Below are 26,600 nucleotides of genomic sequence, written 5' to 3'. Positions count from 1 at the left end.
AATGAAGAAGTTAATCCCCCTTCTAATTCTCTCGACAGTTTTCTTGGGTTCCTGCAGTGAACCTGACTCTTGGGCATTACATCAGGTGAAGAGCGCAGCCGTACCTGTTTTAGAACCTGTTCCTGCAGATTTTATCCCCCGAAAATTAACTGTTTTGGCCGCGGGTGATTCTCTGACTCAAGGTGTAGGTGACAGTACAGGTCACGGTGGATATCTGCCGTATTTAAAAACAATGCTCGAACAAGAGAAGGGAATAAAAGAAGTTGATTACTACAACTATGGTGTGAAAGGCAATCGTACCACGCAATTACTGAAGCGGCTGCAAACACAAGAGATGAAGACGTTGCTGAAACAAACGGATCTGATGGTTGTCACCATTGGCGGTAACGATATCATGAAGGTTGTGAAAGATAATATTGTAAATCTCGAGTACTCTGTGTTTATGGAGGAAAAGGAGATTTATCGAAAAAACCTGACAGAGATTTTTGACACCATTGTCCGTGAAAATCCTGATGCCTCTATTGTTTTGGTTGGACTGTACAATCCATTCTCACAATGGTTCTCCAATATTAAAGAGATGGATGAAATCGTGACACAATGGAATAAAGCCGGTCAATCTGTAGTCAACAATTATCCCAATGCCTATTTTGTTGGTATCGAAGATTTATTTCTGAACCATGATGAAGAGCTCTTGTTTACCGATAATTTTCATCCGAATGATAAAGGCTATGAATACATTGCCCAGCGTTTGAATGAGACAATGGATGAGCAAGTATTGCCTGATCTGGATAAAAAGGCATTTATGGTCAGTACAGAGGAGAATTAGTGTTAATGAAAAATAAATGGAAACTTGGATTCCTGATATTACTTGGAATCAACTTGTTGGGAGTCATTATTATTTTTTCCATGGTATTGACTCCAGGCAATGATAAACAGAGTGAAAAAACCAAACTACCTACAGGTGAATATGTCTCCTTCCATGTGAACTCCAATAAGTATGATTTAAATCGGCTGATTAATCATTATTTGCAGGAGGAAACAAGTGATACCCCAATCAAATACCGAGTTGTTCTGGGAGACGAAGTGGAGTTGTACGGGAAAATTCCGGTATTTAGCGAGGAAGTAAATCTTAAGTTAACGTTTGAACCAGAAGCTCTTAAAAATGGAGACTTGGTATTAAAGCAGAAATCGATGTCAATCGGAAGCCTGCCTCTGCCAATCTCCTATGTTTTAAATTTCATTGGTGAAAATTACAAGCTTCCAAACGGCGTTGACATTATGCCAAATGATAAACAAATCTATGTTCATATGGGGCAGCTAAAGCTGAAAAGCGATATGAAAGTCAAAGTGGACAAATTTGATCTAAAAAAGGATCAGATTGGAATGACGATACTCGTTCCTGTAGATTAGGTCAATTTTACCAAACTTAATGTTTACATTTCCGATTTGGCATCATATAATAATAACAAATCTGGTTGAAAGTGGGTGAAGTGCCATGTTAATTGAAAAGAAGTCAATTGTTTACAATTTCAATACTGTTTGCACAGCCCACCTTGGCTCCGCTTAGGGGGAGTTTTGGCCATTTATTCCTTTATGCAATCAATGGAACCATGGGCTGTGTCTGCCTACGGTTTTTTATTTTGAAAAAAATTGCTGGAGGAATAAACCTTGAATTTATTAACATTTGGATTAACTAATACTATTAAAACTGATTTTGAAACAGTCAGAACTGAAGAGAGCATGATTATTGGCAGAGTGGCATTGGAGCATAAACGAATGTACCGGTTATGGACGGAACATGGGGAATTGCTGGCGGAGGTGTCTGGAAAATTCAGCTTCCAAGCGGAAAGCAGGGAGGATTACCCAGCCGTGGGTGATTGGGTGGTGGTAAAGCCAAGGATTCCTGAGGGGAAAGGCACCATTACGGCGGTACTGCCAAGAAAAAGTAAGTTTTCAAGAAAAATGGCGGGAAATACGACGGAAGAACAAATCGTCGCCGCTAACGTCGACACTGTCTTTTTGGTCAACTCGTTAAATGAGGATTTAAATATGCGGCGGATTGAGCGGTATCTCCTATTGGCATGGGAGAGCGGTGCGAACCCCGTCATTGTTTTAAGTAAGGCTGACTTATGCCCGAATGTACTGGAAAAAATATCAGAGGTAGAAACTATAACCTTTGGTGGTGTGCCTATAATACCAATAAGCGCTGCACTTGACGAAGGGCTCGAACAGCTAGAAGAATATTTGCAGCCTGGTAAAACGGTTGCCTTACTAGGCTCTTCAGGGGTTGGGAAATCGACTTTAACGAATGCATTACTTGGTGAAGAAAAGCAACTGGTACAGGATATTCGCCAGTCTGATGATAAAGGCCGGCATACGACAACCCATAGGGAAATGATTTTGCTGCCTAACGGCAGTATCTTGATTGACACGCCGGGAATGCGTGAACTGCAGTTATGGGAAAGTCCGGATGGGCTGATGGAAACTTTTTCTGAAATTGAAGAACTGGCAACTGCCTGCAAATTTCGCGACTGTGGGCATACGGATGAACCGGGTTGTGCTATTTTAGGGGCAATCGAAGCAGGACAGATTTCGCGTGAAAGGCTAGTCAGCTACCACAAGCTTCAGAAGGAACTGGCTTATTTAGAAAGAAAGGCTGATAAACGAGCCCAAGCGGAAGAGAAGCGGCACTGGAAGAATATCACGAAGCAAGTAAGGCAAAAAAAGTAAGATAATTTAGCCATGCCGAATCAGAAAAAACTGGTTCGGTTTTCTGTACCCCAAACTGTAAATTTTCTTTTTCTGATTTCATTTTGTATACTTTAATATATGTAATTCTAATATTTGCGGGGTGGAAATGTGGAAAAATCAATCCAACAGGCGACGTTTGCCGGTGGATGTTTCTGGTGCATGGTGAAGCCGTTTGATGAACAGCCTGGAATTATCAGTGTTGTCTCCGGCTACACTGGCGGAACAGTAGAGAATCCGACCTATCAGCAGGTTTGCACTGACACAACTGGGCATTATGAAGCCGTCCAAATTACCTTCGACCCAGACGTGTTTCCTTATGAGAAGCTGCTTGAATTGTTTTGGCAGCAAATTGATCCGACAGACCCGGGCGGCCAATTTTATGATAGAGGCCAATCCTATCAAACCGCTATTTTTTATCATAATGAAGAGCAAAAAAGGCTGGCGGAGGAATCCAAAGAGAACCTTGAGGTGAGCGGCAAGTTTAATAAACCGATTGTGACGCCAATTTTGCCTGCCCAAACCTTTTATCGTGCAGAAGAGTATCATCAGCATTACTATAAGAAAAATCCTGCGCATTACGAGAGGTATCAAATTGGTTCGGGGCGTGCAGGGTTTATTCAAAAGCACTGGAGGGAGCAGGAATAATGAAAGATGTAGATAAATTGAAAAAAGAATTGACACCGATGCAATTTGAAGTTACGCAAAATAATGGCACTGAACCGCCGTTCCGCAATGAATATTGGAATGAGACTCGTGATGGCATCTACGTTGACATAGTCTCCGGTAAGCCATTGTTCAGTTCACTTGATAAGTTTGACGCTGGCTGTGGCTGGCCAAGCTTTACAAAGCCAATTGAAGACTCGGAGATTTTGGAGAAAGCTGATTACAGCCATTTCATGGTCCGCACTGAAGTGAGAAGCAATTCTGCTGATTCTCATTTGGGCCACGTTTTTGATGACGGCCCCGAACCAACCGGACTGCGCTACTGTATCAACTCCGCAGCCTTAAAGTTCATCCCCAAGGAAGACCTTGAGAAAGAAGGCTATGGGGAATATGTAAAACTATTTAACCAAAAATAAAAAGCCGCACAGTTGCGGCTTTAACTTTTTTCCTTCTGTTTCCCACCCGACGTCATCCCGCCCGACAAGATGAATTTCATCGCATCTTCCGGCTTTACATCGATCACTTCTACCTGCTCCTTCGGAATAAGGAAGGTGAATCCGGCCACCTGAAACGTTTGCGGAAAATAAACGGCAACATAATCTCTTAATGGACTGTAGAATTCCTCCAGCCCCTCAGACGTAATGAAGCCGAGACTTCGCATGTCAGTCCCCGGAATTATCACTAATGCCACCTTCGAAAAGGATTTCTTTTCACCGAGAAAGGATTGGATTGTGTCTTTTATGACAGAATAAATCGTTTTGACAACCGGTATTTTTTCGAGCAGCCTGTCAATCAGTTTAATGATTTTCCCTGTCAGGTATTTAGTAGACAGCCAGCCTAATAGGGTAATTAAAACGATGGTGGTTAATAGGCCAATTCCGGGAATGTAATCTTCCCTTAAATAAGGCCTCAATGTGTCGCCTAATATACCGTCTAAAAATAAAAAAGTTTTATAAATAACGTAGATAACCAGAATAATCGGGACAATCGTCAGAATCCCGTTAATAAAGCTTTTAATGATTGATTTCATTTTTCTTCACCGCCAGTTTTTATCATTGTCTTTCATAATATAGGCGTTTGCACATACAGGTCAAGTACCTACTACATAAAGTAACCATGAACAGAAACAAAGGAGGAGTGACTGCAAATGTATGGAGGATATGGTTATGACGGCTGCTGCCATGGAGGTTACGGGTACGGCGGCTTTGGAGTTGGATTTGGATTTGGCGGGTTTGCGTTAATCGTTGTCTTGTTCATTCTCTTGATCATCATCGGTGCAAGCTGGGCCTATTAAAAATAGAAAACGGCTGACTCTGGGAGTCGGCCGTTTTTTCTTAATCTTATCCGATAATGACTTTTTCCTTAGGATAATGAAAAGTTTCTTTTCTGCCTTTGCCCCGCATCATCAGCAGGCATGTTACAATTCCTACCCGGCCGATAAACATTAAGATGATAAGCAGGATCTTCCCAAAGGTTGTTAATCTAGGCGTCAAACCAAGCGATAAACCGTTTGTTCCGAAAGCGGAGGATACCTCGAAGATGACCTCAATAATTGTCCCTTGTTCTGTAATCGACAGAATCACAATCGAAAATAGACACAAAATCATTGCAGTAGTCAGTACGATGAATGACTTTAACACATCATCCTGATTTAGTTCCCGTTTGAAAACTTTTATCGAGCCTTTTCCCTGAGCGTAAAAGAAAATTGTCAAAATAATAATGGCAAATGTGGTCGTGCGAATTCCACCGCTGGCACTGCTCGGAGAACCGCCAATAAACATTAACATCGACATGAATAACTGATTACTTGGCGTAAATTCGTTCATATCAGTTGTCGCCAGTCCGGCACTTTTGGTTGTGACCGAATGGAAAAAAGCATAAAAAAACGATTCATGCCAATTCTTATCGGCGAAAAAGTGATTGATATCCAACAAATAAATGAATAATGCTCCTAAAACGGTAAGAATGACGAAGGTTAGCGTAGTCAGTTTAGTAAACAGAGTGAAATGAAACTTTTTCTTATTCTTTAAAGTGAGAAAGTATTCGTATACTTCCACAATGACCGGAAATCCGATGGCCCCAATAATAATCAACGACATAATCATGAATTGGACAATATAGTCATTCTCGAATGGGACAAGTGATTCACCGGTAATATCAAATCCGGCATTTGTAGTGGCACTTATTGAAGCAAAAAATCCATGCTTAAAGGCTGTCAAGAAGCTGTCGTAATACTTTAGAAAATGAAGTCCTAATATGATTCCGCCAATAACTTCAAACGAAATAATAATGATAAAAATCCGCTTTGCCAACTGAACGAGACCAGAAAGATTTGACTGATTATGGTCAATCATAATTAGCTGCCTCTCTTTTAGGCCGACCTTTTTCCCGACCATCACCCAGAGAAAGGTGCTTAATGACATGACTCCCAGCCCACCCAATTGCAGGATGACGCAAAGAAGAAATATCCCAAAGTTATTAAAGGTATCTTTAATCGACATGACACTTAGCCCTGTGACGCTGATTGCGCTTGCCGCAGTAAATAGAGCATCAATAAAGCTGAGCTTCACATTCGGCTTATGGGCGATAGGAATCATTAACAGTAGTGTGGAAATGAAGAGGGCCGATAGATAAAAAATAAATATTAATTGGAACGTGGATATTTCCTTTGATTTTGATTTCAATTGATTTATGGAGTCCATCTCATTCAGTCCTTTATTAATCTAACTGCTATTCTATATTAAGCCGTAAAAAAAGTAAAAGGTTGGTTTAGAAAGGGAAGGTAAAATAAAGAATTTATCGACCTGCAGTCACAAGTATGCTGGTCTGTTTTTTTGTAGATTGATAGGGTTAATTCAATGAAAGAAACAACAAGAACTAACATACAATTTCTATAAGGAATTCTGGACTTTAAAAAAGGAAGTGGACCTGGGGTGAATCAATCGTATTTAATCAAACCAATGCTTGATGAATCGTACCCTGTTATTGAATATGGGAAAGGGGTCTATTTATACGATAAAGATGGAAAAAAATATTTGGATGCCGCTTCCGGAGCCGTTACAGCCAATATTGGACACGGAGTGCCTGAGATTATTGATGCGATGAATGAACAGGCGAAAAAGGTTTCATTCGTTTATCGCTCACAATTTACTAGTGAAGCAGCGGAGAAATTGGCTGAAAAAATTGCATCCCTCGCCCCTGGAGATCTTAATTGGAGCTTTTTCGTCAACAGCGGTTCCGAGGCAACGGAAACAGCAATGAAAATGGCGATACAATACTGGCAGGAACAAGGAATCCAAACAAAAACAAAGGTGTTGTCCAGGTGGGTAAGTTATCACGGGATTACATTGGGGGCACTATCAATGTCGGGCCATACTGGCAGAAGGGCAAGATTTATCCCGCTCTTGGAGGATTTTCCTGTCATCCATCCGCCCTATTGCTACCGATGCCCTTACAATCTTGAGGCACCATCCTGTGACTATTTATGTGCTAGGGAATTAGAAACAGCGATTAATCGGATTGGTGCAGATAAAATTGCTGCCTTTATTGCAGAACCGGTAATAGGCGCAGCGGGTGCTGCGATTACCCCGCCCAAAGATTATTTTAAAGTGATTAAATCAATCTGTGATAAGTATGACATCCTCTTTATTGCCGACGAGGTAATGACTGGGTCCGGCCGGACCGGAACAATGCTTGCCTGTGAGCATTGGGGGGTGGTTCCGGATATTGTCACGCTCGGTAAGGGCATGGGGGCAGGCTATGCACCGATTGCCGCTGCTGTCGCAAGTGAAAAAGTAATGAAACCGATCCTCTCAGGAACCAAATCTGTCATGAGCGGTCATACGTTAAGTGCAAATCCCCAATCCTGCGCGGTCTCACTTGCAGTTATGGAATACCTCGAAAAACATAAGCTTATGAGTGTAGTAGAAAAGAAGGGAAATTACTTACGCGCAAGGTTCGAGCAACTAATGGTTCAGTTTCCGTTCATTGGTGATGTTCGTGGAAAGGGGCTGCTCCTCGGAATGGAATTTGTCCTGGATCGCCAAACGAAAAAGCCATTCCCGCGCAAAGCGTTAATTACCCAAAAGATGGTGGAATTGGCGAAAGATAAAGGCCTGATTGTTTACCCGGCAGGGGCAGGGATTGATGGTGTAAACGGGGATGCCATTATTATTTCTCCTCCGCTAACCATCTCAGAGTCTGAGATGGATGAATTAATAGAGTTGTTGACAGAAACGTTTGCCGCATTTTCAAAGCAAATCAATAATGAGTAATGGCTGGTGATAAAATGGAAAATCGGTTTGGGAAAATAACCACGTTATATAAGGTTATGGAGTTTTTCTATGATGGAATGACCCTGATGTTTGGCGGCTTTGGCGGTGTCGGCACACCACCAGATCTCATTGACGGAATCCTCGAAAAAGGAGTGCGAAATCTGAACCTAATTGGCAATGACACAGGGTTTCCGCACATTGGCATCGGGAAGTTGGTCAGTCAAGGGCGGGCTGCAAAAGTAATAGCCTCCCATATTGGCTCAAATCCGTTTGCCGGCCAGTTCATGCATGAAGGAACTCTCGAAGTGGAGTTTTCGCCACAGGGAATACTTGCTGAACGAATCCGCGCGGGTGGGGTTGGACTTCCGGCAATATTATCGGATATTGGCATGGATAATGAAATCGTAACGAAAAACAAGCCCCTTTATTGCTTAAATGGCAGAAATTATCTTGTTGAAACAGCTCTAACCGCTGACGTGTCCATTGTTTTTGCCAAGAAAGCCGACGAATTTGGCAATTTGATTTACGACAAAAGTGCCCGCAATACCAATCCACTGGTTGCCATGGCCGGGGGCATCACAATTGCGGAAGTAGAAGAAATTGTTCCGCTTGGCAGTTTGGATCCGGAGGAAATCGTCACACCAGGTGTTTTCGTTGATTATGTCATTCCATCTAGGGGAGTGAATTGGAAATGGGCATGGGAGTAGACGTTAGAAACAGGCTGGCACGAAGGGCGGCAGAAGAAATATTACCGGGTATGATTGTCAACCTGGGGATTGGCATTCCCTCACTTGTTCCAAATCATTTACCCGATGATTCCATGGTCATGTTTCATGCAGAGAATGGGATAACCGGTATGGGACCGAGTCCGGCTAAGGGGGAAGAGGATGAAAACCTCTGTAATGCAGGTGGATTTCCGGTTACCTTAAATACCGGTGGATCTTATTGTGACAGTGCCGTTTCGTTTGCGATGATTCGTAAAGGGAGAGTCGATATCACCATTCTGGGCTCGCTCCAGGTCAGCGAGCGGGGGGATTTGGCAAATTGGATTGTTCCTGGGAAGAAGGTCCCTGGAATGGGTGGAGCAATGGAACTTGCCCAAAAAGCCAAAAAGGTCATCGTCTTGATGAATCATTGCGACAAAAATGGAAATCCAAAAATCCTCCGAGAATGTACCTTGCCATTAACTTCAAAATCCTGTGTCAATCTCATCATAACAGAATTGGCCGTCTTTCAAGTAACGCAGGAAGGGCTAGTACTGACAGAAATGTTTTCCCCTTTTAATGCAGTGGACATTGCCAATAAAACAGAATGCGAATTTACAATCAGTAAAAGTATAAGACAAATTCCCTATTAATGTTTGCCATCTATTGGAGGAGGGGTGTTTTTTGAAAAATCATGAAAGTAAAGTAAGAAGCTGGTTGATGGAAAACCGTGCGCGAGGGGCCAGGCTCCTGCAATTGCTTGTTCGGGAAGATAGTACAAGAGGACGGGAAAGCAGTGCTCAGGCCATTCTGATTGAAAAATGTCGTCAGCTTGGATTGTCCGTTGACATATGGGAGCTCCATCGGAAAGAACTTGTTAATCATCCTGCCTTTTGCTGCGACCGGCAAAGTTTTGACGGCAATCCCAATTTAGTGGCAGTATTAAAAGGAACCGGCGGCGGGAAATCGATTATTTTAAACGGTCACATTGATGTCGTACCTGTTGGTGACCAAGCGAGCTGGGAGAAGGCTCCTTTTAGCGGACATATCGAATGCGGTAAGCTATACGGCAGAGGTGCAACAGACATGAAGGGCGGGACCGTGGCACTGTTAATGGCAATGGAGTCAATCATCGCTTCAGGAATCAAGCTGAAAGGCGATGTTATTTTTCAAAGTGTGATTGAGGAAGAAAGTGGGGGTGCCGGCACGCTCGCAGCTGTCCTGAGAGGTTATCAGGCAGATGGTGCGATTATTCCTGAACCAACCAATATGAAAATTTTCCCTAAGCAGCAGGGCTCAATGTGGTTTCGCCTTACTGTATACGGAAAGGCAGCACATGGCGGTACTAGATATGAAGGGGTCAGCGCGATTGAGAAATCCATGACAGTTATTCAAAGTTTACAAAAGTTGGAGAAAGATAGAAATGAGGCCATCACTGATCCGCTATATGAGAAAATCGCGATCCCAATTCCAATAAATATTGGCAAAATTATAAGCGGGCAATGGCCATCCTCAGTGCCTGACACCGCGGTTATCGAAGGGCGAATGGGAGTGGCACCGGAAGAAACCATCAGAGCCGCACAAGCAGAAATGGAGCGGTGTCTCCATGAGTTGAAGGACGTTGATGAATGGTTTGAAGCCAATCCAGTTAAGCTTGAATGGTTTGGTGCCCAGTGGCTGCCTGGAAGCCTGGTAAGTGATCACCCGTTAATGGGTCAGCTTACCGATAGTTTCGCAGAGATCAAGGGTGAACCCCCAATCATCGAAGCCAGTCCGTGGGGAACAGACGGGGGGATCCTATCCAACGTCGGCAGTACTCCAGTAATTGTTTTCGGGCCAGGAACCACAGAAATTGCCCATGACGCCAACGAATTTATCATTCTCGATGAAATGTTTGCCGCCAGCGAAATTATCGCTCTGACACTATTAAAATGGTGTGGAGCAGCAGAATAGTATTTTTAATTAATCAGAAGGAAAAGTACCTGCCGAAAGAGAAATAGTGGTATATGAACCAAGTTCAACGAAATGTCTGGCTGCAAACTTGGCCAGACATTTTTCTTAGAAAGCCATTTGTACAAAAAGGAGTGAAAGGATGCCGCAATTACCGATTACAAGTGTAATAGAAACTGAAAGTTTTTATCTGGAGGCTTGTTTAGACCCTTTTAATAAAAGAATCCGAATTGATGACTATCGAGGGAACCTAATGAAAATTCTGGATCAGGCTGAAGTCCTGGTTCACAAGGAGAAGGCAGAAAAATTAATTTTCAAAGGACGAATGGAAGATTCCCTTAGGTTGTTTCAATTTGGCCTTCAGCCAGAGGCAGTTATCGACCGCTATTTTCATGGTTCCGATGCCTATTTATATTCAAAGTTTTACACACCGGACCGGAAGCAAAATGATCATTGGATTACCGAAGATGGAATCATTCATTCAATTTATCAATTGGATACAGCTGCCCAAAAAACTTATTCTCCCCATGACTATCAATTAAAAAAGGCGGATGAAACTTGTGCCGAAAAGCTCTCAGCCCTATATCAACAGGTATTTCAGATTTATCCCACACCTCTCCACGATCCTGAGTATATAAAAAAGACGATGCAGGAAGGCACCATCTATTATGGCTTTTTGTTTCAAGACAATATAGTCAGTGCGGCATCAGCCGAAATGAATACGTTCTATAAAAATGCCGAATTAACCGACTGTGCGACACTAAAGGAACATCGGAAATATGGCTTAATGAAGCTGCTCCTTCAAGAATTGGAGCTAGAGCTCAAAAGTCAGGGAATCTTTTGTGCCTATAGTATTGCCAGGGCCCTCTCGTTCGGAATGAATGCCGCTTTATATCAGCTTGGTTATTCCTATCGGGGAAGGTTAATGAATAATGTCTATATCTACGACAAGCTTGAAAATATGAACATGTGGGTAAAGGATTTGGCAAGCTGCTGAGATTTCGGCTTTACCTGACAATTTTTCGGCACCTTTTCACATTAAGAAAGGCAGGTGAATCATATGGGGCAGCTTACCGCCTTAACGAAGGAAGTACTGGGGGCCATTCTTAAAAGTATTGATGAGGGAATTCATGTGGTGAATACGTCCGGGAAAACGATCTTCTACAATGAGGTGGCAGCAAGGCACGACGGTGTGGAAGTTAAAGAAGTGCTAGGCAAGCATTTATTTGAAGCATTTCCGTCGTTAACGGAGGAATCCAGCACATTGCTAAAGGTGATGAAAACGGCTAAGCCCATCTATAACCAAACGCAGGTTTATGTTAATTTGCATGGGGCTAGAATTGATACCATTAATACCACCTTGCCGATTTTCCTTGGTGAGGAAATTATTGGGGCAGTGGAAATTGCCAAGGACTACTCAAGGATGAAGCTGTTATCGGAAAGGCTGCTGGACTTGCAAAAGGGGTTCAATAAGGGGAAAAAGAAAAAGCTGCCCAAACAGGTGAAATATACATTAAATGACTTGAAAACCATTAATTCAACCTTTATTAGCATGAAAGAAGAAGCAAAAAAGCTGGCAAAATCGGATTCTCCGATTCTTGTATATGGAGAGTCCGGAACGGGAAAGGAACTATTGGTTCAAGGAATTCATGATGAATCACGCCGCAGCAATGGTGCATTTATTGCGCAAAACTGTGCAGCCATACCGGAATCGCTGCTTGAAAGCATTTTGTTTGGCACAGCGAAAGGAAGCTATACTGGGGCGGTTGACAGAAAAGGTTTGTTTGAGCTTGCTGACGGGGGAACGCTGTTTTTAGATGAATTACATACAATGCCAATTGAACTGCAGGCGAAGCTTTTACGGGTGTTAGAGGATGGCATGGTCAGAAGAGTAGGAAGCTCGGAAAACATATTGGTCAATGTTCGTGTCATTGCTGCAGTGAATGTTCATCCTAATAAGGCCCTGCAGCTGGAAATGCTGCGTTCCGACCTCTATTATCGGTTAAATGTCTTTACCTTTTCATTGCTGCCTCTTCGTGAACGCAAAGAGGATATCCTGTTTTTAACCGATTTTTTCATTGTTGAATACAACAAGAAATTAAACAAAAATATCCAAGGGGTTGATCAAGACCTCCAATTATTTTTCCAAGAATATCAATGGCCTGGAAATGTTCGCGAATTAAAACATACAATTGAATATATGATGAATATATGTGAAGAGGAAATGCTTGGGATAGTTGATTTGCCAATTATGCTGAGACATCTTTCAGTCCCGACGCAGCGAAAAAGTGCACAGTCCGCAAGCATGGCTCTTAGAAAAAATCTTGAGGTATTCGAGAAAAAAATGATTATCAACGCGATGGAGCAATCAGATGGGAATATTAATCAGGCTGCCAAACTCCTAGAAATACCGAGGCAGACTTTACAATATAAACTAAAAAAACTATCCATGTAGGTGCCGAACTTTCGGCACTTTTTTTACTGTTTAGTCCCTTGAGTTAAAATAAAACCCTCCAGCAGATCCTGGTGGATTGTGCTTTATTAAACGGGCACCCGCTAGTTTAAGCTTTGGCACGGTTCTTGCATATTATGTTAGCAAAGCGGGATAGGAGGAGCTGTACATGAAACAATTTGTATATAAGCCGGCACGGCATTGGAAGGATATAGAGCTTTGGAAAGATGTAACCGAAGAGCAGTGGAACGATTGGTTGTGGCAATTGACTAATACCATCCGCACATTGGATGATTTGAAAAAGGTGATTAATCTTACCCCTGATGAAGAGGAAGGCGTAAGGATTTCTACGAAAACAATCCCCTTAAATATAACACCGTATTATGCGTCGCTAATGAACCCTGATGACCCGCGCTGTCCCATCAGAATGCAGTCTGTGCCGGTTTCAAAGGAAATCTATAAAACGAAATATGACCTTGAAGACCCATTATATGAGGATGAAGATTCGCCAGTTCCCGGGTTAACGCATCGCTATCCGGACCGTGTGTTGTTTTTGGTTACCAATCAATGTTCAATGTATTGCCGTTATTGTACAAGAAGACGTTTCTCCGGACAGATTGGGATGGGGGTTCCGAAGAAACAGCTTGATGCCGCGATTGGCTATATCCGTCAGACACCCCAGGTACGGGATGTGTTAATTTCAGGCGGAGATGGACTGTTGATAAATGATAATATTTTGGAATACATTTTGAAAAACCTGCGTGAAATCGACCATGTAGAAATCATCAGGATTGGTACCAGGGCACCGGTGGTGTTTCCGCAGCGAATTACGGAAAACCTCTGCAATATTTTGAAAAAGTACCATCCTGTTTGGCTCAACACGCATTTTAATACGTCCATTGAAATTACGGAGGATTCGAAACGAGCGTGTGAAATGCTGGCCAATGCGGGTGTGCCTGTTGGTAACCAGTCCGTCATTCTTGCCGGCATTAACGATAGTGTGCCGATCATGAAAAAGCTGATGCATGATCTGGTTAAAATCCGCGTCCGCCCTTATTATATCTATCAATGTGATTTATCCGAGGGGATCGGCCACTTCCGGGCACCAGTTTCAAAAGGCTTGGAAATTATCGAAGGTCTTAGAGGGCATACGAGCGGCTATGCTGTACCTACTTTCGTTGTTGACGCGCCTGGGGGCGGCGGAAAGATTGCCGTTCAGCCGAATTACATCATCTCACAAAGCCCAGAAAAGGTCGTCCTGCGTAACTTTGAAGGTGTGATTACCTCTTATCCGGAGCCTGAAAATTATGTTCCCGGCAGAGCTGAGGGCTATTTTAAAGAAGTATATCCGGAAATGGATGAGAAAAAGTCCCTGACTGGTATTGCCGGAATCATGAACGACCAACAATTTAATCTAGTGCCGGAAGGGCTGTCGCGCTTAAACCGGCGCAAGGAATATAACCAGGATCCTGCTCACTCAACATTAAAGGATAAACGGGGCAAGCGCGATGAACTGAAGGAAAAGAAATATCAAGCTTTACAACAAAAAGAAAATCAACCAGAACAATCTGCAAAGATGACTGCTGATACAAAACAAGAATAGGGGGTATTTCACGTGCAATGCGAGTGGTGCCACTGTGAGAATGTAACCAGTACTTCAAATTCAGTATATTGGGAGCTGCCGGATGGAACAAGGGCAATTGAAATCACAAATACTCCGGCATACTCTTGCCCAGATTGTTCCATGATCTATCAGAGTGAAACGATTATTAAAGAAATTGAAGACCAATTATTTTTGATAGATTGCAAAAAGGTCGGAAAAGTAATTACTTTCGAGGAATTAATGGGGATTCCCAGACTATTGAAGAGAAACTATTTTGATTTTTCTACATGACAAGAGCAGCCTATAATTGGGCTGCTCCTGTTTTTTTCCTTGCGCGGGATGAGATCAAACGATTATAGTAGGTTGTAGAACATTTTGTTAGAAAGGCGTAATCATATGAGCAAATCCTTTTATCACTTTTTGATGAAGTATCGTCACCCCGCACCAAAAGACAGTATTAGCGTATTTGCTAATGATGCCTATTTGGACCATGACTTTCCTAAGCAATCAAGAGATTACCACGAACTCACAACCTATCTCGAATTAAACGGCCAATACCTCGAGTCCATGTCAATCTTCGATGAAGCGTGGCAGCTTTATATTATTTCAGAAAACGATCAATAGAAACCTAATCGGTCGCCTTCCACACGAAGGCGATTTTTTCATTTTCAAAATGCCATGCGCTTTTAAAAATGCTCCCGCATATACTATTGTAATCATTATTCACGACAAGCACTTAAGGAGGGGAGGAAATGGCGAAACGGAAAAATCCAAAGTATAACATCGGTGACACGGTGGTGATCACCATTTACGGTACGGTTGGCCGGGTCACAAATGTAAAATGGCTCGATGGGGATTATGTTTATGAAGTAAATAAGGGCCAAGGGTTATTTGTTGAATCTGCATTGCAGCTGCTTTCAGAGTATGATGGCAAAATTATCGAGCAGGAGCAAATTGATATAGAATATAAGTTCTTTATCGGGGATTTGGTTCAGGTAAGCGGCTATGGGGCAGACCTGTTTAAAGTAATCGGCTTCCGGACAGAAATTTGGCGCTACAAGGAGGATGCCTGGGAAGATGTCATATATGAACTGTCCCGCGTAAGTGATGGAGAATGGCTGGAAGTGGGCGAAGAAGAACTGACACTTGTTGCTGACGCAGAGAGTGCCGATACGTTTATTCAAAAGCTTGGTCTCCTATACTTAGTGAATAAACAAGAAAAAACGGGAAAAGGCCTGAATGTCCACAACCTGGGCAAGAAGGCGGAATTCGAGGAAATCAGCCGTAATAAAGAAAAGAAAGAGTTAATTGATCATCTATTGGACATTTTCAATGATTATCGGATACTTTATGAATTATTCCATGACCAAGAATACTATCAGGTCATGCGGGTCGTATTGAAAAAACTGGAAACACTGGTGAGTAACGATGGGAAGAGCCATGTTTAACTATTATCTAGTAACTACAAACAACAAATAACACATAAACGGTATAGCACCCCATTTAATCAGATAAAACAAAAAATCGGTAATTGTTTCGAAAACTTGGAGAGTGATACCATCCTCCCGATTAACATCTTCCACCCAAGCTTCCCATTTCCATTTTAAGTTTTCCATGGTATAACCTCCGTATCATTCCTTTATCACATCCTATGCTTGTCCACTTGATAAATATGACCAATATTATTTTTGGGATTATTAAGCGATGACACATTTGTAAGAAACTAGCATGAAAAAGCTATCATGGTCATACATTCTGTAAAAAGGGGGCGATTACTTGAGAGAAATTGAGGTATTTATTGATACAGAAGAAATTGCTGAATTTTTCTTTCATGAACTTGTAAAAAGGGGATACGTTCCCAGTGAGGAAGAATTAGAAGAACTTGCGGATATTACGTTTGAATATCTAATCGAAAAAAGTATTATCGATGAAGAAGTTGATGATGATTAAGTGAGGAATAGAACTTCCTATTATATAGAAGAACATAAAAAGACGAGCCATTGGTGCTCGTTTTTTGTTTGGATTTTTTAAAAATTTATATATCTACGAAACCTTTGATTTCCCTTTTGCGTATATATGGGTACGAAGAAGGAGGGATTGTTGAATGTTCAAAAAAATCCTGAAGTCAATTATTGGAAGTAAGATGAATCACCATAAATACGGCTCCTCAAGCAATGCCTGGAAAAAGATGAAACACCACAAGCACAGTCATATGGGGCATCACCATTACAAGAAGAAACATAAAAGCGGAAGCTTTATTTCCAGTTTTTTCAGCAGCTGACCCTATTATTAGTATGATTAAAAGACTCATTCTATGGATTTCATCGTTGTTTGAAAAGCAGTTCGCTGTTGATGAACTAATTGCCGGCCGTTATCAAGTTAAGGAACACCTGGGAACAGGCAGCTATGGAAACAGTTATCTAGTTATGGATTTAAAATGGAAGAAGCTAAAGGTTTTAAAAGCATTGCGTCTCCATAAACGAAAAACTAAAGCAGGGCTAAGAGGATTTGAGCTGGAAAAAGAATTGCTCATCTCCATGAAACATCCCGGTTTTCCAAGGTATTATGAAGATGGTGTTAATAACAAGATCCCCTTTTATACCATGGAATATATTCATGGCAAGAATTTTGAGCAGCTAATTTTTTCTGATGGATGGAAAATTTCTGAAGTAGAGGCGTTTACCATAGCCCAAGAATTATTGGAACAAATACAATATTTGCATTCCCGTAATATTATACACCGTGATATTCGAATTCCGAATGTCCTCTTGGAAGGTTCTGTCATCAGGCTGATTGATTTGGGGTTGGCTCGGCCGCTCCATCACAAAGACCGCCGGTCAAGGGGCAGTGAAGTACGGAAAGAAATCAACTATCAGGCAGATTTTTATGGATTGGGGCATTTCTTGTTGTTTTTGCTGTATTCCAATTTTTCCTTTCCGGAAAAGATGCAAGAAAAAAGCTGGGAAGAGGAATTGGACATCTCAAATCAAGCGAAGCAAATACTGAAACGTCTCCTGCAATTAGAACCTGCATATGACCATTGCCAGCAAGTGAAAACAGATATTACAAATTTAATTGAATTTTTAGGAGGAGAAAAACATGTCGTTCTTTAACAAAGTATTTGCAAGCGTCGGAATCGGGTCTGCAACGGTGGACACAAAGCTGGAAAAGGATACGTATATGCCTGGGGAGACGGTCAGGGGTGTTGTTGAAATTAAAGGAGGCAGAATAGACCAGCAAATCGATGAAATTTACCTTTCGTTAAACACGACCTACTTAAGAGAATCGGATGATAAAAAATATACAGTTACTGCTACAATAGACAAATTCCGCATCACATCGCCTTTTGTCATTACTGTAAATGAGCGAAAGGAAATCCCATTTACATTTCAGCTTCCGTATGACACACCGCTGTCAATTGGTCGTTCCAAAGTATGGGTAACAACTGGTCTGGATATAAAGGGCGGTGTAGATCCAAGCGATAAAGATTACTTAAAGGTCGTTCCCAATCCATTAATGACGGCTGTGTTTAATGCAGTTGACAACCTTGGGTTCAGGATTCGTGAGGCAGATTGCGAAGAAGCGCCTCGTAGATTGCGCGGCCGACTTCCATTTGTCCAGGAATTTGAATTTGTTCCAACATCGGGGCCATTTCGCGGCCGTTTGGATGAGCTTGAAGTCGTGTTTTTCCCGTCTGGAAATGGTGATCTAGATATTATGTTCCAAGTCGATCGTCGTGCGCGAGGTTTGGCAGGCTTATTCTCTGAGGCGATGGGTACAGATGAAACAAACGTTAGACTAACGGTTTCAAATGCTGATATACCTTATTTACAACAGAAAATTCAAAGTGTTATCCAAAGATATTCATAATGATTTGAAACAATGGGACTCATGCTAGTTCCATTGTTTTTTATTTTTATTTAAAGATAATTTAATTTTCGACAAAAATAGTGGTTTTTCTACGGAGGAATTTAGACAGTCTACCTTTAATTATTAGAATTAACAAATAATTTATACAATTGGAGGGATATCATGATCAGAATGTTAACGAAAAGAACAGAAATTCAATATGATGTGACGATTTTTCAGACACCAAAACAACGTGAACGGAAAGGGCATAAACAGGTGTTCCGGACAATGATTCATGCGCAAAATCGTAACGATTGCCTGCAGGAGACATTTAGTACGTTTAATGTTACTGACAGAATCCCGCCAAATTATAAAGGCAGATTTGTTTCTACCGGTGATATTGTTTTAATTGATGAAGGCCGCGGCGGTCAACATTATTATCAGCTAAAACCAGGGGGATGGGTTCCAATCAACAGAATAACCCTTATGTAACCCGTAAAAAACCTAAGGGAAACCCCTTAGGTTTTTGTATATTATCTTTTCCGGCCACCTGCGGCACTAAATTCTTTGGCATGGGCTTCATGTTCAGCCACAATAGCTTCCGGCGGAATATGATTATTTTTCTTTTTTCCCTGTATACGCGCACGATGTTTTTTTCCCATTGTCAATCCCCCTGATATTCTTATTTATCCATGGCAACTCATTTCTCCATGAGTCTAACGATAGCTTCCCACATTATTGAAAATTCATGTCTTTTTCGTATGGAAACGTTTTTAATAAAAAATGGTTTATGGTATAGTGTCTATGGTGCAAAATGATAAATAGTACCAATTATGATAGGAGGAAACATATCATGAGTGTACATATCGGCGCGAAAGAAAATGAAATAGCGGAAACGGTATTGCTGCCAGGCGACCCATTACGAGCCAAATACATCGCTGAGACCTTTTTAGAAGGGGCGACCTGCTATAACGAAGTTCGTAACATGTTTGGTTTTACGGGTACATATAAAGGAAAAAGAATTTCCGTCCAAGGAACAGGTATGGGTGTTCCATCCATTTCTATTTATGTGAATGAATTGATGAACAGCTATAATGTCCAAAACTTGATTCGTGTTGGTACTTGTGGGGCGATTCAAAAGGACGTCAAGGTACGCGATGTAATCTTGGCCATGACAAGTTCAACCGATTCCAATATAAATCGTTTAACCTTTGGTCATGTTGATTATGCTCCAGCTGCCAATTTTGAATTGCTGAAAAATGCGTATGATGCGGGTATTCAAAAAGGCCTAAATTTAAAAGTAGGAAGTGTGTTTACGGCTGATTCATTTTACAATGATAATGCGGAACTTGAAAAATGGGCCAAGTATCAGATATTGGCGATAGAAATGGAAACGACGGCTCTTTATACTTTAGCTGCAAAGTTTAATCGGAGAGCACTATCCATTCTGACCGTCAGCGACCATATATTAACCGGTGAAGAAACAACGGCAGAAGAAAGACAACTTACCTTCAATGATATGATTGAAGTAGCTTTAGAAGCAGCTATTAGGGAATAATGAAGAAAGACCCCTTCCCACGGAAGGGGTCTTTCTATCTCCAAATTGACTATATTCTCAAAAAACTAAATCCCAATCGACAAATTTGGATATTCTTCGTAATTCATTATCTTTTCTTTGTTAATTTTATAAAAAAGATGTTATTCTAAACACTAAGGGTTTATATAAATTGAAATGATTGACTTGTTAATAACGGTATTTTTATGGTTAATGAAAGTGGTGAAGGCTTTGGAAGAAGAAAAAATGGAAACAGAAAAAATGGATCAAGAGCAAGGCTCCGATGCGAAATCTGGATATATTCGCTTTAAAAAATTTCACTTTATCATGCTATTGTTTTTGGTCGTGTTTTTGTCGGCTGGAATTACAACAGTAGCCCTTTCTTTTGGAGATGAAAAGGTGGTTACGGTAAACAACGATCGGAAAGAATTTGCAAAACTTTATGAAGCATTTGATACATTAACTGATGACTATTACAAGAAAGTAAACGAACAAAAATTAATAAACGGTGCCATTAATGGCATGGTAGAATCATTAGATGATCCTTATTCGGATTATATGAGTGTAGATGAGGCAAAGAGCTTCCATAGCAGCATTTCTTCATCTTTTGAAGGAATAGGTGCAGAAATTCAAGAAAAAGATGGCCATATTGTTATTGTATCCCCGATTAAGGGGTCTCCTGCCGAAAAGGCTGGATTAAAACCGAACGATATTATTGTTTCTGTCGATGGCAAAAGTCTTCAAGGTATGACATCCACAGAAGCAGTAACCCTCATTCGCGGTAAAAAAGGAACCAAGGTGGAATTGACGATTTCTAGACCCGGGTCAGAAGCGCCAATGACAGTACCGATTACCCGTGATGAAATTCCAATCGAAACGGTTTATGGGGAAATGGTAGATGACCAAATTGCAAAGGTTCAGATTACCAGCTTTTCCACAAATACCTCGAAAGAACTAACACAAACTCTGAATGATTTACAAAGCAAGGGTATGAAGGGGCTTGTTTTAGATCTAAGACAAAATCCGGGCGGATTATTAGATCAAGCTATTTCTATTTCTAGTATGTTTGTTCCAAAAGGGAAAGTAATTGTTAAAGAAGAAGACCGGAATGGGAAAATAAAAGAAATTGGTTCACAAAATACAGGGAACCCAGATCTTCCTTTAGTTGTCTTGATTGATAAAGGCAGTGCCAGTGCTTCGGAAATCCTTGCTGCAGCCGTTAAAGAATCAGCGGGTGTTCCACTCGTTGGTGAAAAATCCTTCGGTAAGGGAACTGTTCAAACAGCAACTAATTTTACCGATGGCTCAAATATTAAATTTACCATTGCGAAATGGTTGACACCGAATGGCAATTGGATTCATAAGAAAGGAATTAGACCGGATGTAGAAGTGGCCCTGCCAGAATATGCGACCTTGCCCATTATCAATCCGGATAAGGAATTGGCCATTTCCACTGCATCAGAAGAGGTTAAAACTGCACAAAAAATGCTTAAAGCACTAGGCTACGATCCTGGTCGTGAAGACGGCTTTTTCGATGATAAAACCAAAGAGGCAGTTACCGCTTTTCAGAATGCCAATAATCTCCCAGGAGATGGAATCCTAAAAGGCGAATCCAGCCTGAAACTCATGGAATTGTTAAGAGAACAAATTATTGCAAATGATACCCAAGTCCAAAAAGCAGTCGAAGTATTAAAAGAAAGAATGAAATAAACCTTAAAGAAGGCTGTCCAAAGTGACAGTCTTTTTTTTTCAGTAATTCAACCTCTTATGTATGAATGATAAGTTATCCCTCAGGTAACTCTTTAAATGTACTATAAAGAGCTGAAAGGGGGATTCAATGAGAAAGACAGCCCTATTAATTTTTCTGTTAATATTGGTTCCTCTGTCAGAGCAGGGGATATATGCCGGAACGAAGAGCAGCACAAAAGTCGAAATGCTCCAATGGGAGGATGTGGACAAGCTGCTGCCTCGTTATTCAAAGTATACAGTTCTAGACCTAGAAACCGGAAAAAAATTTACCGTGCAACGGCGTGCGGGGAGCCACCATGCGGATGTTCAGCCATTAACAGTTAAGGATACGAAAATCATGAAAAAAATATATGGCGGTAAATGGAGCTGGAAACGACGGGCCATTATCGTTATTAGTAAGGATCGCCGTATTGCCGCGTCGATGCACGGGATGCCGCATGGTGCAGGAGCATTAAAGAATAACTTTCCCGGGCATTTCTGCATCCACTTTTATGGAAGTACCACTCATCGAACAAATTCTATGGATTTATCTCATAAACTAATGATTCTTAAGGCAGCAGGCAAATTAGCCAACTATCTTGGCAGCGCTAACCCATACGAGGTAATCGAGGCGTATGTTGCCGGATTTAAACAGCAGGATTCACTGGTCACTTCTCAAGCATCGCTGCAGAAGGTTAAATGGCGGCCAATACTGGATAAGGTTGAAAATGTCGCTATAACGAGGATTGAATTATTGCCACCTGAAGATTTGGCAGGTGAAATAAGTTTGGATGTCCCAATCGTAATTGATTGGGACATAAAAAATGATGGCCACCAACGATTTAACGGTGAAGTTCATTTAGCTAGGTTTTCACCTATGGATGCATGGAAGGTGGACTCACTCGACTTTATTACTGAAAATAATCTTAAATAACATGAAAAACACCTTTATATACGGATATCCGATAATAAAGGTGTTTTTTTGTTATGGTTGTTCACCAAACTTAATAAATGTCCGTTCATCCTCAATTAAGCCGCAAACCCCGCATTGAATGCGATATTCGGGGCCCTGGTAGGGAAGGTGGAAGGGTTCCAAATCATTTTCGGTATATTCTTTGAGGACGGAACCAGATGCCGGGTCAAGTTTAACAGATTGGGCAACTTGTTGAATAATATTAAATCTGCTTCGATTCGTTTTACAATTTGGACATTTATACGGTGTAGACATAGATTCCTCCTAATTGGCTTATATGACTTTATATTTTGCAATAATGTTGGTAAATATGTACAATGCAAGTGAAGAGGAGGGAATGGATATGAAAAAGTATTTAGCGGGTTTAATCTCGTTATTATTGTTATTGTTTGCTGTTTCATGCAGTAAAGCAGAAGAGCATCAAAATACACAAATGCCGGAGTTATTGGAAGTAAAGCTATCGGTTAACCCGGAAGAAGCAGAGCCAAATCAGGCGATTACATTTGAAGCAACAGTAACACAAGGTAAAGAAGCAGTAACTGATGCAGATGAGGTGACCTTTGAAATTTGGCGGGCACATGATGAAAAACATGAAAAAATAGATATAAAGCATGCTGAAAATGGAATCTATCGACTTGTGAAAAGTTTTGACCGAGAAGGGACCTACTATATCATCTCTCATGTCAGTGCTAGAGATATGCATAATATGCCCAAAAAGGAATTTATCGTTGGAAGTGCAAGTGAACCTGAGGAAGCCAACTCAACCAAATCCATGAATGGAATGGATATGGAAGGTGACCATTAATAAGATCAAGGACAATAACTAAAAAACTAACAAAGACAGCATTTAATAGCTGTCTTTGTTAGTTTTTTCAGGAACTCTACCCAATTTTTGAATTAATTTTTCTTCAATTAATTCAGAATAGTTTCCTTCATAAGTATTTCCGATATTTAAATGACCAGTTATTTCATGAATATTTACTTGGCCCAAATTTAAGCTGATGGTAACATTTTTAACAAATACTTTTTTTACAGAAAGAGTCCCCATAGTACCCCCCAATGGTTATAAAATTTCCGAAACATCAATTTGCGAATATTGCATATCAATATTTTTAGGAATCTTTACCTCGAGCACTCCATCTTTATAGTTGGCCGATGCACCCTTTTTTTTAACAATCGCTGGAAGGGTAATTGTATGCTGGTCCTCCGAATTTGGAATATTGGCCACAATTAACTGATTGGAGGTGTGATATAAACTGAGCTTCTTAACCCAGTCGTCATTTCTCATTGGGATTCTGACAAAAACATAGTCGTGGGTTTCATAAGCTGTGGAATTTAAACTATCAACAGAGGCTGGCTGTTGAAAACCCGTAGCATTCGCGCCTTTCAACATTTCCATTGGGTTCATCATTCCATTCATGTTTGCCGGCAAGACTTTTCCCATGATATCTTGAACATATTTGTCTATTTCTTCAGGTTTCATTTTTTGCAAGGTATCCCTCATATCTTTATTAAAGGGAAACATATTCCAGGGGAACATTTCTTTTCATCCTTTCATTTTTAAGATTAAAGTTGATTTGAAATTGGCGCTGATGGGTTGGCGATTTGGTCTTGGTCGGACACATCGATATCCGTATAACCATTTAGATGAAACGAGGAAGACGGTGATATATCTCCAAACGCTGCATTCGTTCCGATTAGTTTCTGGTTGGAGGTATGACTGTTGTGAACAATAGGGCCAATATCGATATTCCCGTTATTGTTTATGGCATTGTTTTTTATGTTAAAAATATTTATTTGAAAGGGCATTGTTGCTTTCAGTCCTTTTTATATGGGATTTGAATAGACGTTTGATGGATTCGCAATATCTCCCATATCATTAATATCCGGATCTATAAATACATTTTCCATGGCAGCAGTCGGTGGTGCATAATCTCCAAACGAAGAATTTTGTCCCTGAGATTTAGTGTTGGCGGTATGTGCGTTATGGAGGGCATCCCCGATGTTGACAGACCCGTTATTCGATACATTGTTAATTTTTAAGCTGAAAATGTTTATTACAGTCTGCATGCTGTCACATCCCTTTGTGTTCATTCATTACATCATACTATGCAGATGAATGCCCAATCGTTATTAATTAATCCAAGAACAGCTGACATAGATATTTTCCACTGATAGCAAATGCAAATATTTGCATATATGAATGAAAGTTTTTAACATATAGTAAGAAGTAAAAATAAAAATTTTATGAGCAGAGAGGTAATGGTTTGGTGAAAGTAAAAACCGCTTTGGTTACAGGAGGAGCATCCGGAATAGGAAAAAGGACGGCACTTTGTTTGGCAGAAAAAGGGTACCAGCTTGCCATTAATTTTCGAAACAGTGAGTCAGAGGCCTTGTCTTTAGCCAGCCAATTAAACGAGAAATATGGAACAAAAAATATAGTTGTCCAGGGAGATATATCGGTTCAGCAAGATTGTGTCCGGATCGTAAATGAAACTCTTTCCGTATTTGATACTGTGAATGTGTTAGTCCATAATGCCGGACCCTACATTCATGAGCGGAAACGAATGACAGACTATACCTTGAATGAATGGAACTACTTAATAAACGGAAATCTAAATGCTGTTTTTTATTTGTCAAAGCTGATACTTCCAAACATGAGAAAACAAAAGTGGGGCAGAATCATTACTTTAGGCTTTGACAGGGTTGAAACCGCCCCAGGTTGGATATACAGGTCGGCGTTTGCTGCGGCAAAAACGGGATTAGCCTCCTTAACAAGGACAATTGCGATGGAAGAGGCGGAATATGGAATTACAGCAAATATGGTTTGTCCGGGAGACATTACGAACGATTGGAAAGAAAAAAGTATAAATGATGCCTTGCTTGAAATGAATAACCACTCTCAAGCCGGGCGCCAGGGAACAGGGGAGGATATTGCCAGAGTCATCGGTTTTCTTGTCGATGAAGCTTCAGACTTTATCACTGGCAGCGTGCTGCCGGTTACTGGAGGGATTGACGTATTGGGAAAGGTCTATAAGTATCCGGATCCGGAATAAAATGGACTGAATTAAATTAATAGCTTTGCATTCATTAGTGTTTAAATTTTTTGAACAATTTGTATTTCAGGTATGAAATTGGCTCCTTTTGAAGATAATAGGAAGTAATCATCAATGAAAGGAGCAAAGAAAATGAGTTTTAACATCAATCGAATCAACCCTAATCAAACCCAAGTATTTTTTCATGATGGCCGTTTTGAAACCTTGACAAACGAGGAACTAGAAGAATTTTTGCTCCAAATGGGTATTAGTGAAATAAATGAATCGCTAGAGCAAAATATAACGGAATAATTTTTATTAAATAAAAAGCAATCGGTATATTACCGATTGCTTTTAAGCTTCAAGACGCTGTGATGGTTCTGTTTGTGCCCCATTCCGCAACAGATTGAGCGTATATAAATCCTTTGGGATCTCATATAAATTAAAGATGTCACCATTTGCATTTATTTGATTATACAGTGATTTTCTTGTTTCGCTTGCGTTTAGAACATAGGGTAATTTCTCTGCCGCTTTAATCGAACGGATATTTACCTTTCGAATCCGCATGTACACTGTTTCAATCCCTAATTCATAGAAAAGCTCTTGAAAAAAAGCATCCTTCGCCAAATTATTGTAGCCTTTACCATGATAAGGTTTCCCAAGCCATGTGCCCAAAAATCCAGCATTTTCTTCAAGGTCGTATAGGCTGATTGTCCCGATTGGGGCGTCCCACTCATCTAAAATGGTCCGGGAGATAAGCTCTCCGCGTTCCTCTGCTTCAATTGTTTGCTTTGTAATAAATAAAAATTCTTCGTAGGAAGCGGCTTTATGGCGCACAAAAGGGAAGACATCCGGGTGCGTCATTAGGTCGTAAAGTACGTGGCTGTCGTGAATATCGCGTTTCTTTAGCATGAAAATCCCTCCATTAGGGCATTCCTCTTCCATGTCAAAAGAAGCGGCCCACCCTCGAAATTTTTTTAAGTTGAAAAAAAATTTCGGGGTGGGAATCGAACCCACTAGAACCAGTAACCTGGTGGCGCACCATTTGCCTTCCCAATATAAA

Annotated in this window: 37 protein-coding genes; 27 read left to right on the top strand and 10 right to left on the bottom strand. The window is 40.9% G+C overall.

Going from position 1 to position 26,600, the window contains the following annotated elements; translation table 11 throughout:
* The first annotated feature begins 1 nt into the window (after position 1).
* The 5 genes from ACZ43M_RS18400 (at position 2) to msrB (ending at position 3,830) form a co-directional block, all read left to right on the top strand.
* Complete coding sequence (locus tag ACZ43M_RS18400) at positions 2-826, top strand: SGNH/GDSL hydrolase family protein (RefSeq protein ID WP_464503973.1); 825 nt, start codon at positions 2-4, stop codon at positions 824-826.
* 5 nt (positions 827-831) lie between these two features.
* Positions 832-1,410, top strand: coding sequence for a YpmS family protein (locus ACZ43M_RS18395; protein ID WP_464503972.1), 579 nt, complete (start codon positions 832-834; stop codon positions 1,408-1,410).
* Between the two features lie 258 nt (positions 1,411-1,668).
* Positions 1,669-2,730, top strand: a complete 1,062-nt coding sequence (gene rsgA, locus ACZ43M_RS18390; RefSeq protein WP_464503971.1) for a ribosome small subunit-dependent GTPase A — start codon at positions 1,669-1,671, stop codon at positions 2,728-2,730.
* A 180-nt stretch (positions 2,731-2,910) separates the two neighbouring features.
* Entirely contained in the window at positions 2,911-3,396 is a 486-nt protein-coding gene (gene msrA / locus ACZ43M_RS18385) for a peptide-methionine (S)-S-oxide reductase MsrA (protein ID WP_464508057.1), read from the top strand.
* Positions 3,396-3,830, top strand: coding sequence for a peptide-methionine (R)-S-oxide reductase MsrB (gene msrB / locus ACZ43M_RS18380; protein ID WP_464503970.1), 435 nt, complete (start codon positions 3,396-3,398; stop codon positions 3,828-3,830). Before msrA ends, msrB begins: the two co-directional genes overlap by 1 nt.
* Before the next feature lie 20 nt (positions 3,831-3,850).
* Here the strand turns inward: msrB and ACZ43M_RS18375 are convergent, their stop codons facing one another.
* Positions 3,851-4,444 (bottom strand): DUF502 domain-containing protein, encoded by a 594-nt coding sequence (locus tag ACZ43M_RS18375; RefSeq protein WP_464503969.1) that lies wholly within the window; start codon positions 4,442-4,444, stop codon positions 3,851-3,853.
* 117 nt (positions 4,445-4,561) lie between these two features.
* On the opposite strand from ACZ43M_RS18375, the gene ACZ43M_RS18370 reads away from it, so the two are divergent.
* The gene (locus tag ACZ43M_RS18370; RefSeq protein WP_464503968.1) at positions 4,562-4,708 is read left to right on the top strand and encodes a YjcZ family sporulation protein; all 147 of its coding nucleotides are present in this window, start codon (positions 4,562-4,564) and stop codon (positions 4,706-4,708) included.
* Between the two features lie 46 nt (positions 4,709-4,754).
* On the opposite strand, the gene ACZ43M_RS18365 is transcribed toward ACZ43M_RS18370, so the two are convergent.
* Positions 4,755-6,116 (bottom strand): TrkH family potassium uptake protein, encoded by a 1,362-nt coding sequence (locus tag ACZ43M_RS18365; protein ID WP_464503967.1) that lies wholly within the window; start codon positions 6,114-6,116, stop codon positions 4,755-4,757.
* A 231-nt stretch (positions 6,117-6,347) separates the two neighbouring features.
* Between ACZ43M_RS18365 and ACZ43M_RS18360 the strand changes: the two genes are divergently transcribed.
* The 10 genes from ACZ43M_RS18360 (at position 6,348) to ACZ43M_RS18315 (ending at position 15,845) form a co-directional block, all read left to right on the top strand.
* Positions 6,348-7,688 (top strand): aspartate aminotransferase family protein, encoded by a 1,341-nt coding sequence (locus ACZ43M_RS18360; protein ID WP_464503966.1) that lies wholly within the window; start codon positions 6,348-6,350, stop codon positions 7,686-7,688.
* Between the two features lie 14 nt (positions 7,689-7,702).
* Positions 7,703-8,395 (top strand): CoA transferase subunit A, encoded by a 693-nt coding sequence (locus ACZ43M_RS18355; protein ID WP_464503965.1) that lies wholly within the window; start codon positions 7,703-7,705, stop codon positions 8,393-8,395.
* Complete coding sequence (locus tag ACZ43M_RS18350) at positions 8,380-9,045, top strand: 3-oxoacid CoA-transferase subunit B (RefSeq protein WP_464503964.1); 666 nt, start codon at positions 8,380-8,382, stop codon at positions 9,043-9,045. Before ACZ43M_RS18355 ends, ACZ43M_RS18350 begins: the two co-directional genes overlap by 16 nt.
* 31 nt (positions 9,046-9,076) lie before the next feature.
* Positions 9,077-10,345, top strand: a complete 1,269-nt coding sequence (locus ACZ43M_RS18345; RefSeq protein ID WP_464503963.1) for a peptidase — start codon at positions 9,077-9,079, stop codon at positions 10,343-10,345.
* Positions 10,346-10,484: 139 nt separating this feature from the next.
* The gene (ablB, locus tag ACZ43M_RS18340) at positions 10,485-11,339 is read left to right on the top strand and encodes a putative beta-lysine N-acetyltransferase (RefSeq protein WP_464503962.1); all 855 of its coding nucleotides are present in this window, start codon (positions 10,485-10,487) and stop codon (positions 11,337-11,339) included.
* Between the two features lie 63 nt (positions 11,340-11,402).
* A complete protein-coding gene (locus tag ACZ43M_RS18335; protein WP_464503961.1) occupies positions 11,403-12,797 on the top strand; it encodes a sigma-54 interaction domain-containing protein in 1,395 nt (464 codons plus the stop codon).
* 166 nt (positions 12,798-12,963) lie between these two features.
* Positions 12,964-14,397 (top strand): lysine 2,3-aminomutase, encoded by a 1,434-nt coding sequence (gene kamA / locus ACZ43M_RS18330; RefSeq protein ID WP_464503960.1) that lies wholly within the window; start codon positions 12,964-12,966, stop codon positions 14,395-14,397.
* Between the two features lie 12 nt (positions 14,398-14,409).
* Positions 14,410-14,688, top strand: a complete 279-nt coding sequence (locus ACZ43M_RS18325; protein WP_464503959.1) for a YokU family protein — start codon at positions 14,410-14,412, stop codon at positions 14,686-14,688.
* Between the two features lie 105 nt (positions 14,689-14,793).
* On the top strand, positions 14,794-15,021 hold the full coding sequence (locus ACZ43M_RS18320) for a YozE family protein (RefSeq protein WP_464503958.1): 228 nt from the start codon (positions 14,794-14,796) through the stop codon (positions 15,019-15,021).
* 128 nt (positions 15,022-15,149) lie between these two features.
* Positions 15,150-15,845 carry a hypothetical protein gene (locus ACZ43M_RS18315; RefSeq protein ID WP_464503957.1) on the top strand — a complete coding sequence of 232 codons (696 nt, stop codon included), beginning with the start codon at positions 15,150-15,152 and terminating at the stop codon, positions 15,843-15,845.
* A 3-nt stretch (positions 15,846-15,848) separates the two neighbouring features.
* On the opposite strand, the gene ACZ43M_RS18310 is transcribed toward ACZ43M_RS18315, so the two are convergent.
* Complete coding sequence (locus ACZ43M_RS18310; RefSeq protein ID WP_464503956.1) at positions 15,849-16,013, bottom strand: hypothetical protein; 165 nt, start codon at positions 16,011-16,013, stop codon at positions 15,849-15,851.
* Between the two features lie 160 nt (positions 16,014-16,173).
* Between ACZ43M_RS18310 and ACZ43M_RS18305 the strand changes: the two genes are divergently transcribed.
* From ACZ43M_RS18305 to ACZ43M_RS18285, 5 genes are all read left to right on the top strand, one after another.
* Positions 16,174-16,347 carry a YozD family protein gene (locus ACZ43M_RS18305; RefSeq protein ID WP_464503955.1) on the top strand — a complete coding sequence of 58 codons (174 nt, stop codon included), beginning with the start codon at positions 16,174-16,176 and terminating at the stop codon, positions 16,345-16,347.
* A gap of 154 nt (positions 16,348-16,501) precedes the next feature.
* Positions 16,502-16,678, top strand: coding sequence for a hypothetical protein (locus tag ACZ43M_RS18300; RefSeq protein ID WP_464503954.1), 177 nt, complete (start codon positions 16,502-16,504; stop codon positions 16,676-16,678).
* A gap of 46 nt (positions 16,679-16,724) precedes the next feature.
* Positions 16,725-17,510, top strand: a complete 786-nt coding sequence (locus tag ACZ43M_RS18295; protein WP_464503953.1) for a serine/threonine-protein kinase — start codon at positions 16,725-16,727, stop codon at positions 17,508-17,510.
* The gene (locus tag ACZ43M_RS18290) at positions 17,497-18,267 is read left to right on the top strand and encodes a sporulation protein (protein WP_464503952.1); all 771 of its coding nucleotides are present in this window, start codon (positions 17,497-17,499) and stop codon (positions 18,265-18,267) included. The genes ACZ43M_RS18295 and ACZ43M_RS18290 overlap by 14 nt, the downstream gene beginning before the upstream one ends.
* 162 nt (positions 18,268-18,429) lie before the next feature.
* Entirely contained in the window at positions 18,430-18,738 is a 309-nt protein-coding gene (locus ACZ43M_RS18285; protein WP_464503951.1) for a hypothetical protein, read from the top strand.
* Between the two features lie 41 nt (positions 18,739-18,779).
* On the opposite strand, the gene ACZ43M_RS18280 is transcribed toward ACZ43M_RS18285, so the two are convergent.
* Positions 18,780-18,908 carry a hypothetical protein gene (locus ACZ43M_RS18280; protein ID WP_285858642.1) on the bottom strand — a complete coding sequence of 43 codons (129 nt, stop codon included), beginning with the start codon at positions 18,906-18,908 and terminating at the stop codon, positions 18,780-18,782.
* Positions 18,909-19,099: 191 nt separating this feature from the next.
* Between ACZ43M_RS18280 and deoD the strand changes: the two genes are divergently transcribed.
* The 3 genes from deoD (at position 19,100) to ACZ43M_RS18265 (ending at position 22,463) form a co-directional block, all read left to right on the top strand.
* Positions 19,100-19,804 (top strand): purine-nucleoside phosphorylase, encoded by a 705-nt coding sequence (gene deoD / locus ACZ43M_RS18275; protein WP_464503950.1) that lies wholly within the window; start codon positions 19,100-19,102, stop codon positions 19,802-19,804.
* A 243-nt stretch (positions 19,805-20,047) separates the two neighbouring features.
* Positions 20,048-21,511, top strand: coding sequence for a lmo1851 family serine protease (locus ACZ43M_RS18270; RefSeq protein ID WP_464508056.1), 1,464 nt, complete (start codon positions 20,048-20,050; stop codon positions 21,509-21,511).
* A 127-nt stretch (positions 21,512-21,638) separates the two neighbouring features.
* Complete coding sequence (locus ACZ43M_RS18265) at positions 21,639-22,463, top strand: hypothetical protein (RefSeq protein ID WP_464503949.1); 825 nt, start codon at positions 21,639-21,641, stop codon at positions 22,461-22,463.
* A 51-nt stretch (positions 22,464-22,514) separates the two neighbouring features.
* Here ACZ43M_RS18265 and ACZ43M_RS18260 read toward each other — a convergent pair whose 3' ends face one another.
* Positions 22,515-22,757, bottom strand: a complete 243-nt coding sequence (locus tag ACZ43M_RS18260) for a DNA alkylation repair protein (protein WP_464503948.1) — start codon at positions 22,755-22,757, stop codon at positions 22,515-22,517.
* 88 nt (positions 22,758-22,845) lie between these two features.
* On the opposite strand from ACZ43M_RS18260, the gene ACZ43M_RS18255 reads away from it, so the two are divergent.
* Positions 22,846-23,307 (top strand): FixH family protein, encoded by a 462-nt coding sequence (locus tag ACZ43M_RS18255; protein WP_464503947.1) that lies wholly within the window; start codon positions 22,846-22,848, stop codon positions 23,305-23,307.
* Between the two features lie 42 nt (positions 23,308-23,349).
* Here the strand turns inward: ACZ43M_RS18255 and ACZ43M_RS18250 are convergent, their stop codons facing one another.
* The 4 genes from ACZ43M_RS18250 to ACZ43M_RS18235 form a co-directional block, all read right to left on the bottom strand.
* Positions 23,350-23,550, bottom strand: coding sequence for a hypothetical protein (locus ACZ43M_RS18250; RefSeq protein WP_464503946.1), 201 nt, complete (start codon positions 23,548-23,550; stop codon positions 23,350-23,352).
* 15 nt (positions 23,551-23,565) lie between these two features.
* A complete protein-coding gene (locus ACZ43M_RS18245; RefSeq protein WP_464508055.1) occupies positions 23,566-23,985 on the bottom strand; it encodes an Hsp20/alpha crystallin family protein in 420 nt (139 codons plus the stop codon).
* A gap of 83 nt (positions 23,986-24,068) precedes the next feature.
* A complete protein-coding gene (locus ACZ43M_RS18240) occupies positions 24,069-24,311 on the bottom strand; it encodes a spore germination protein (RefSeq protein ID WP_464503945.1) in 243 nt (80 codons plus the stop codon).
* A gap of 18 nt (positions 24,312-24,329) precedes the next feature.
* On the bottom strand, positions 24,330-24,572 hold the full coding sequence (locus tag ACZ43M_RS18235; protein WP_464503944.1) for a spore germination protein: 243 nt from the start codon (positions 24,570-24,572) through the stop codon (positions 24,330-24,332).
* Between the two features lie 200 nt (positions 24,573-24,772).
* Here ACZ43M_RS18235 and ACZ43M_RS18230 point away from each other — a divergent pair, with 200 nt between their 5' ends.
* Together ACZ43M_RS18230 and ACZ43M_RS18225 are read left to right on the top strand one after the other, a co-directional pair.
* The gene (locus ACZ43M_RS18230) at positions 24,773-25,558 is read left to right on the top strand and encodes an SDR family oxidoreductase (RefSeq protein ID WP_464508054.1); all 786 of its coding nucleotides are present in this window, start codon (positions 24,773-24,775) and stop codon (positions 25,556-25,558) included.
* Between the two features lie 132 nt (positions 25,559-25,690).
* Complete coding sequence (locus ACZ43M_RS18225) at positions 25,691-25,849, top strand: hypothetical protein (RefSeq protein ID WP_464503943.1); 159 nt, start codon at positions 25,691-25,693, stop codon at positions 25,847-25,849.
* 42 nt (positions 25,850-25,891) lie between these two features.
* Here the strand turns inward: ACZ43M_RS18225 and ACZ43M_RS18220 are convergent, their stop codons facing one another.
* Positions 25,892-26,449 carry a GNAT family N-acetyltransferase gene (locus ACZ43M_RS18220; RefSeq protein WP_464503942.1) on the bottom strand — a complete coding sequence of 186 codons (558 nt, stop codon included), beginning with the start codon at positions 26,447-26,449 and terminating at the stop codon, positions 25,892-25,894.
* Positions 26,450-26,600 lie beyond the last annotated feature (151 nt).

The sequence above is a fragment of the Neobacillus sp. B24 genome, from assembly GCF_055381825.1.
This window is presented reverse-complemented; position numbering and strand designations above follow the sequence as displayed.

Coding starts and splice junctions, on each gene's coding strand:
- ACZ43M_RS18280 (WP_285858642.1), bottom strand. CDS start 18,908: ATGGGAAAAAAACATCGTGCGCGTATACAGGGAAAAAAGAAAAATAAT.
- ACZ43M_RS18225 (WP_464503943.1), top strand. CDS start 25,691: ATGAGTTTTAACATCAATCGAATCAACCCTAATCAAACCCAAGTATTT.
- ACZ43M_RS18375 (WP_464503969.1), bottom strand. CDS start 4,444: ATGAAATCAATCATTAAAAGCTTTATTAACGGGATTCTGACGATTGTC.
- msrB (WP_464503970.1), top strand. CDS start 3,396: ATGAAAGATGTAGATAAATTGAAAAAAGAATTGACACCGATGCAATTT.
- ACZ43M_RS18285 (WP_464503951.1), top strand. CDS start 18,430: ATGATCAGAATGTTAACGAAAAGAACAGAAATTCAATATGATGTGACG.
- ACZ43M_RS18290 (WP_464503952.1), top strand. CDS start 17,497: ATGTCGTTCTTTAACAAAGTATTTGCAAGCGTCGGAATCGGGTCTGCA.
- msrA (WP_464508057.1), top strand. CDS start 2,911: ATGGTGAAGCCGTTTGATGAACAGCCTGGAATTATCAGTGTTGTCTCC.
- ACZ43M_RS18315 (WP_464503957.1), top strand. CDS start 15,150: ATGGCGAAACGGAAAAATCCAAAGTATAACATCGGTGACACGGTGGTG.
- kamA (WP_464503960.1), top strand. CDS start 12,964: ATGAAACAATTTGTATATAAGCCGGCACGGCATTGGAAGGATATAGAG.
- deoD (WP_464503950.1), top strand. CDS start 19,100: ATGAGTGTACATATCGGCGCGAAAGAAAATGAAATAGCGGAAACGGTA.
- ACZ43M_RS18300 (WP_464503954.1), top strand. CDS start 16,502: ATGTTCAAAAAAATCCTGAAGTCAATTATTGGAAGTAAGATGAATCAC.
- ACZ43M_RS18350 (WP_464503964.1), top strand. CDS start 8,380: ATGGGCATGGGAGTAGACGTTAGAAACAGGCTGGCACGAAGGGCGGCA.
- ACZ43M_RS18250 (WP_464503946.1), bottom strand. CDS start 23,550: ATGGGGACTCTTTCTGTAAAAAAAGTATTTGTTAAAAATGTTACCATC.
- ACZ43M_RS18365 (WP_464503967.1), bottom strand. CDS start 6,116: ATGGACTCCATAAATCAATTGAAATCAAAATCAAAGGAAATATCCACG.
- ACZ43M_RS18265 (WP_464503949.1), top strand. CDS start 21,639: ATGAGAAAGACAGCCCTATTAATTTTTCTGTTAATATTGGTTCCTCTG.
- ACZ43M_RS18310 (WP_464503956.1), bottom strand. CDS start 16,013: ATGGAAAACTTAAAATGGAAATGGGAAGCTTGGGTGGAAGATGTTAAT.
- ACZ43M_RS18260 (WP_464503948.1), bottom strand. CDS start 22,757: ATGTCTACACCGTATAAATGTCCAAATTGTAAAACGAATCGAAGCAGA.
- ACZ43M_RS18255 (WP_464503947.1), top strand. CDS start 22,846: ATGAAAAAGTATTTAGCGGGTTTAATCTCGTTATTATTGTTATTGTTT.
- ACZ43M_RS18235 (WP_464503944.1), bottom strand. CDS start 24,572: ATGCAGACTGTAATAAACATTTTCAGCTTAAAAATTAACAATGTATCG.
- ACZ43M_RS18320 (WP_464503958.1), top strand. CDS start 14,794: ATGAGCAAATCCTTTTATCACTTTTTGATGAAGTATCGTCACCCCGCA.
- ACZ43M_RS18245 (WP_464508055.1), bottom strand. CDS start 23,985: ATGAAACCTGAAGAAATAGACAAATATGTTCAAGATATCATGGGAAAA.
- ACZ43M_RS18240 (WP_464503945.1), bottom strand. CDS start 24,311: ATGCCCTTTCAAATAAATATTTTTAACATAAAAAACAATGCCATAAAC.
- ACZ43M_RS18270 (WP_464508056.1), top strand. CDS start 20,048: ATGGAAACAGAAAAAATGGATCAAGAGCAAGGCTCCGATGCGAAATCT.
- ablB (WP_464503962.1), top strand. CDS start 10,485: ATGCCGCAATTACCGATTACAAGTGTAATAGAAACTGAAAGTTTTTAT.
- ACZ43M_RS18400 (WP_464503973.1), top strand. CDS start 2: ATGAAGAAGTTAATCCCCCTTCTAATTCTCTCGACAGTTTTCTTGGGT.
- ACZ43M_RS18355 (WP_464503965.1), top strand. CDS start 7,703: ATGGAAAATCGGTTTGGGAAAATAACCACGTTATATAAGGTTATGGAG.
- ACZ43M_RS18220 (WP_464503942.1), bottom strand. CDS start 26,449: ATGCTAAAGAAACGCGATATTCACGACAGCCACGTACTTTACGACCTA.
- ACZ43M_RS18395 (WP_464503972.1), top strand. CDS start 832: ATGAAAAATAAATGGAAACTTGGATTCCTGATATTACTTGGAATCAAC.
- ACZ43M_RS18335 (WP_464503961.1), top strand. CDS start 11,403: ATGGGGCAGCTTACCGCCTTAACGAAGGAAGTACTGGGGGCCATTCTT.
- ACZ43M_RS18370 (WP_464503968.1), top strand. CDS start 4,562: ATGTATGGAGGATATGGTTATGACGGCTGCTGCCATGGAGGTTACGGG.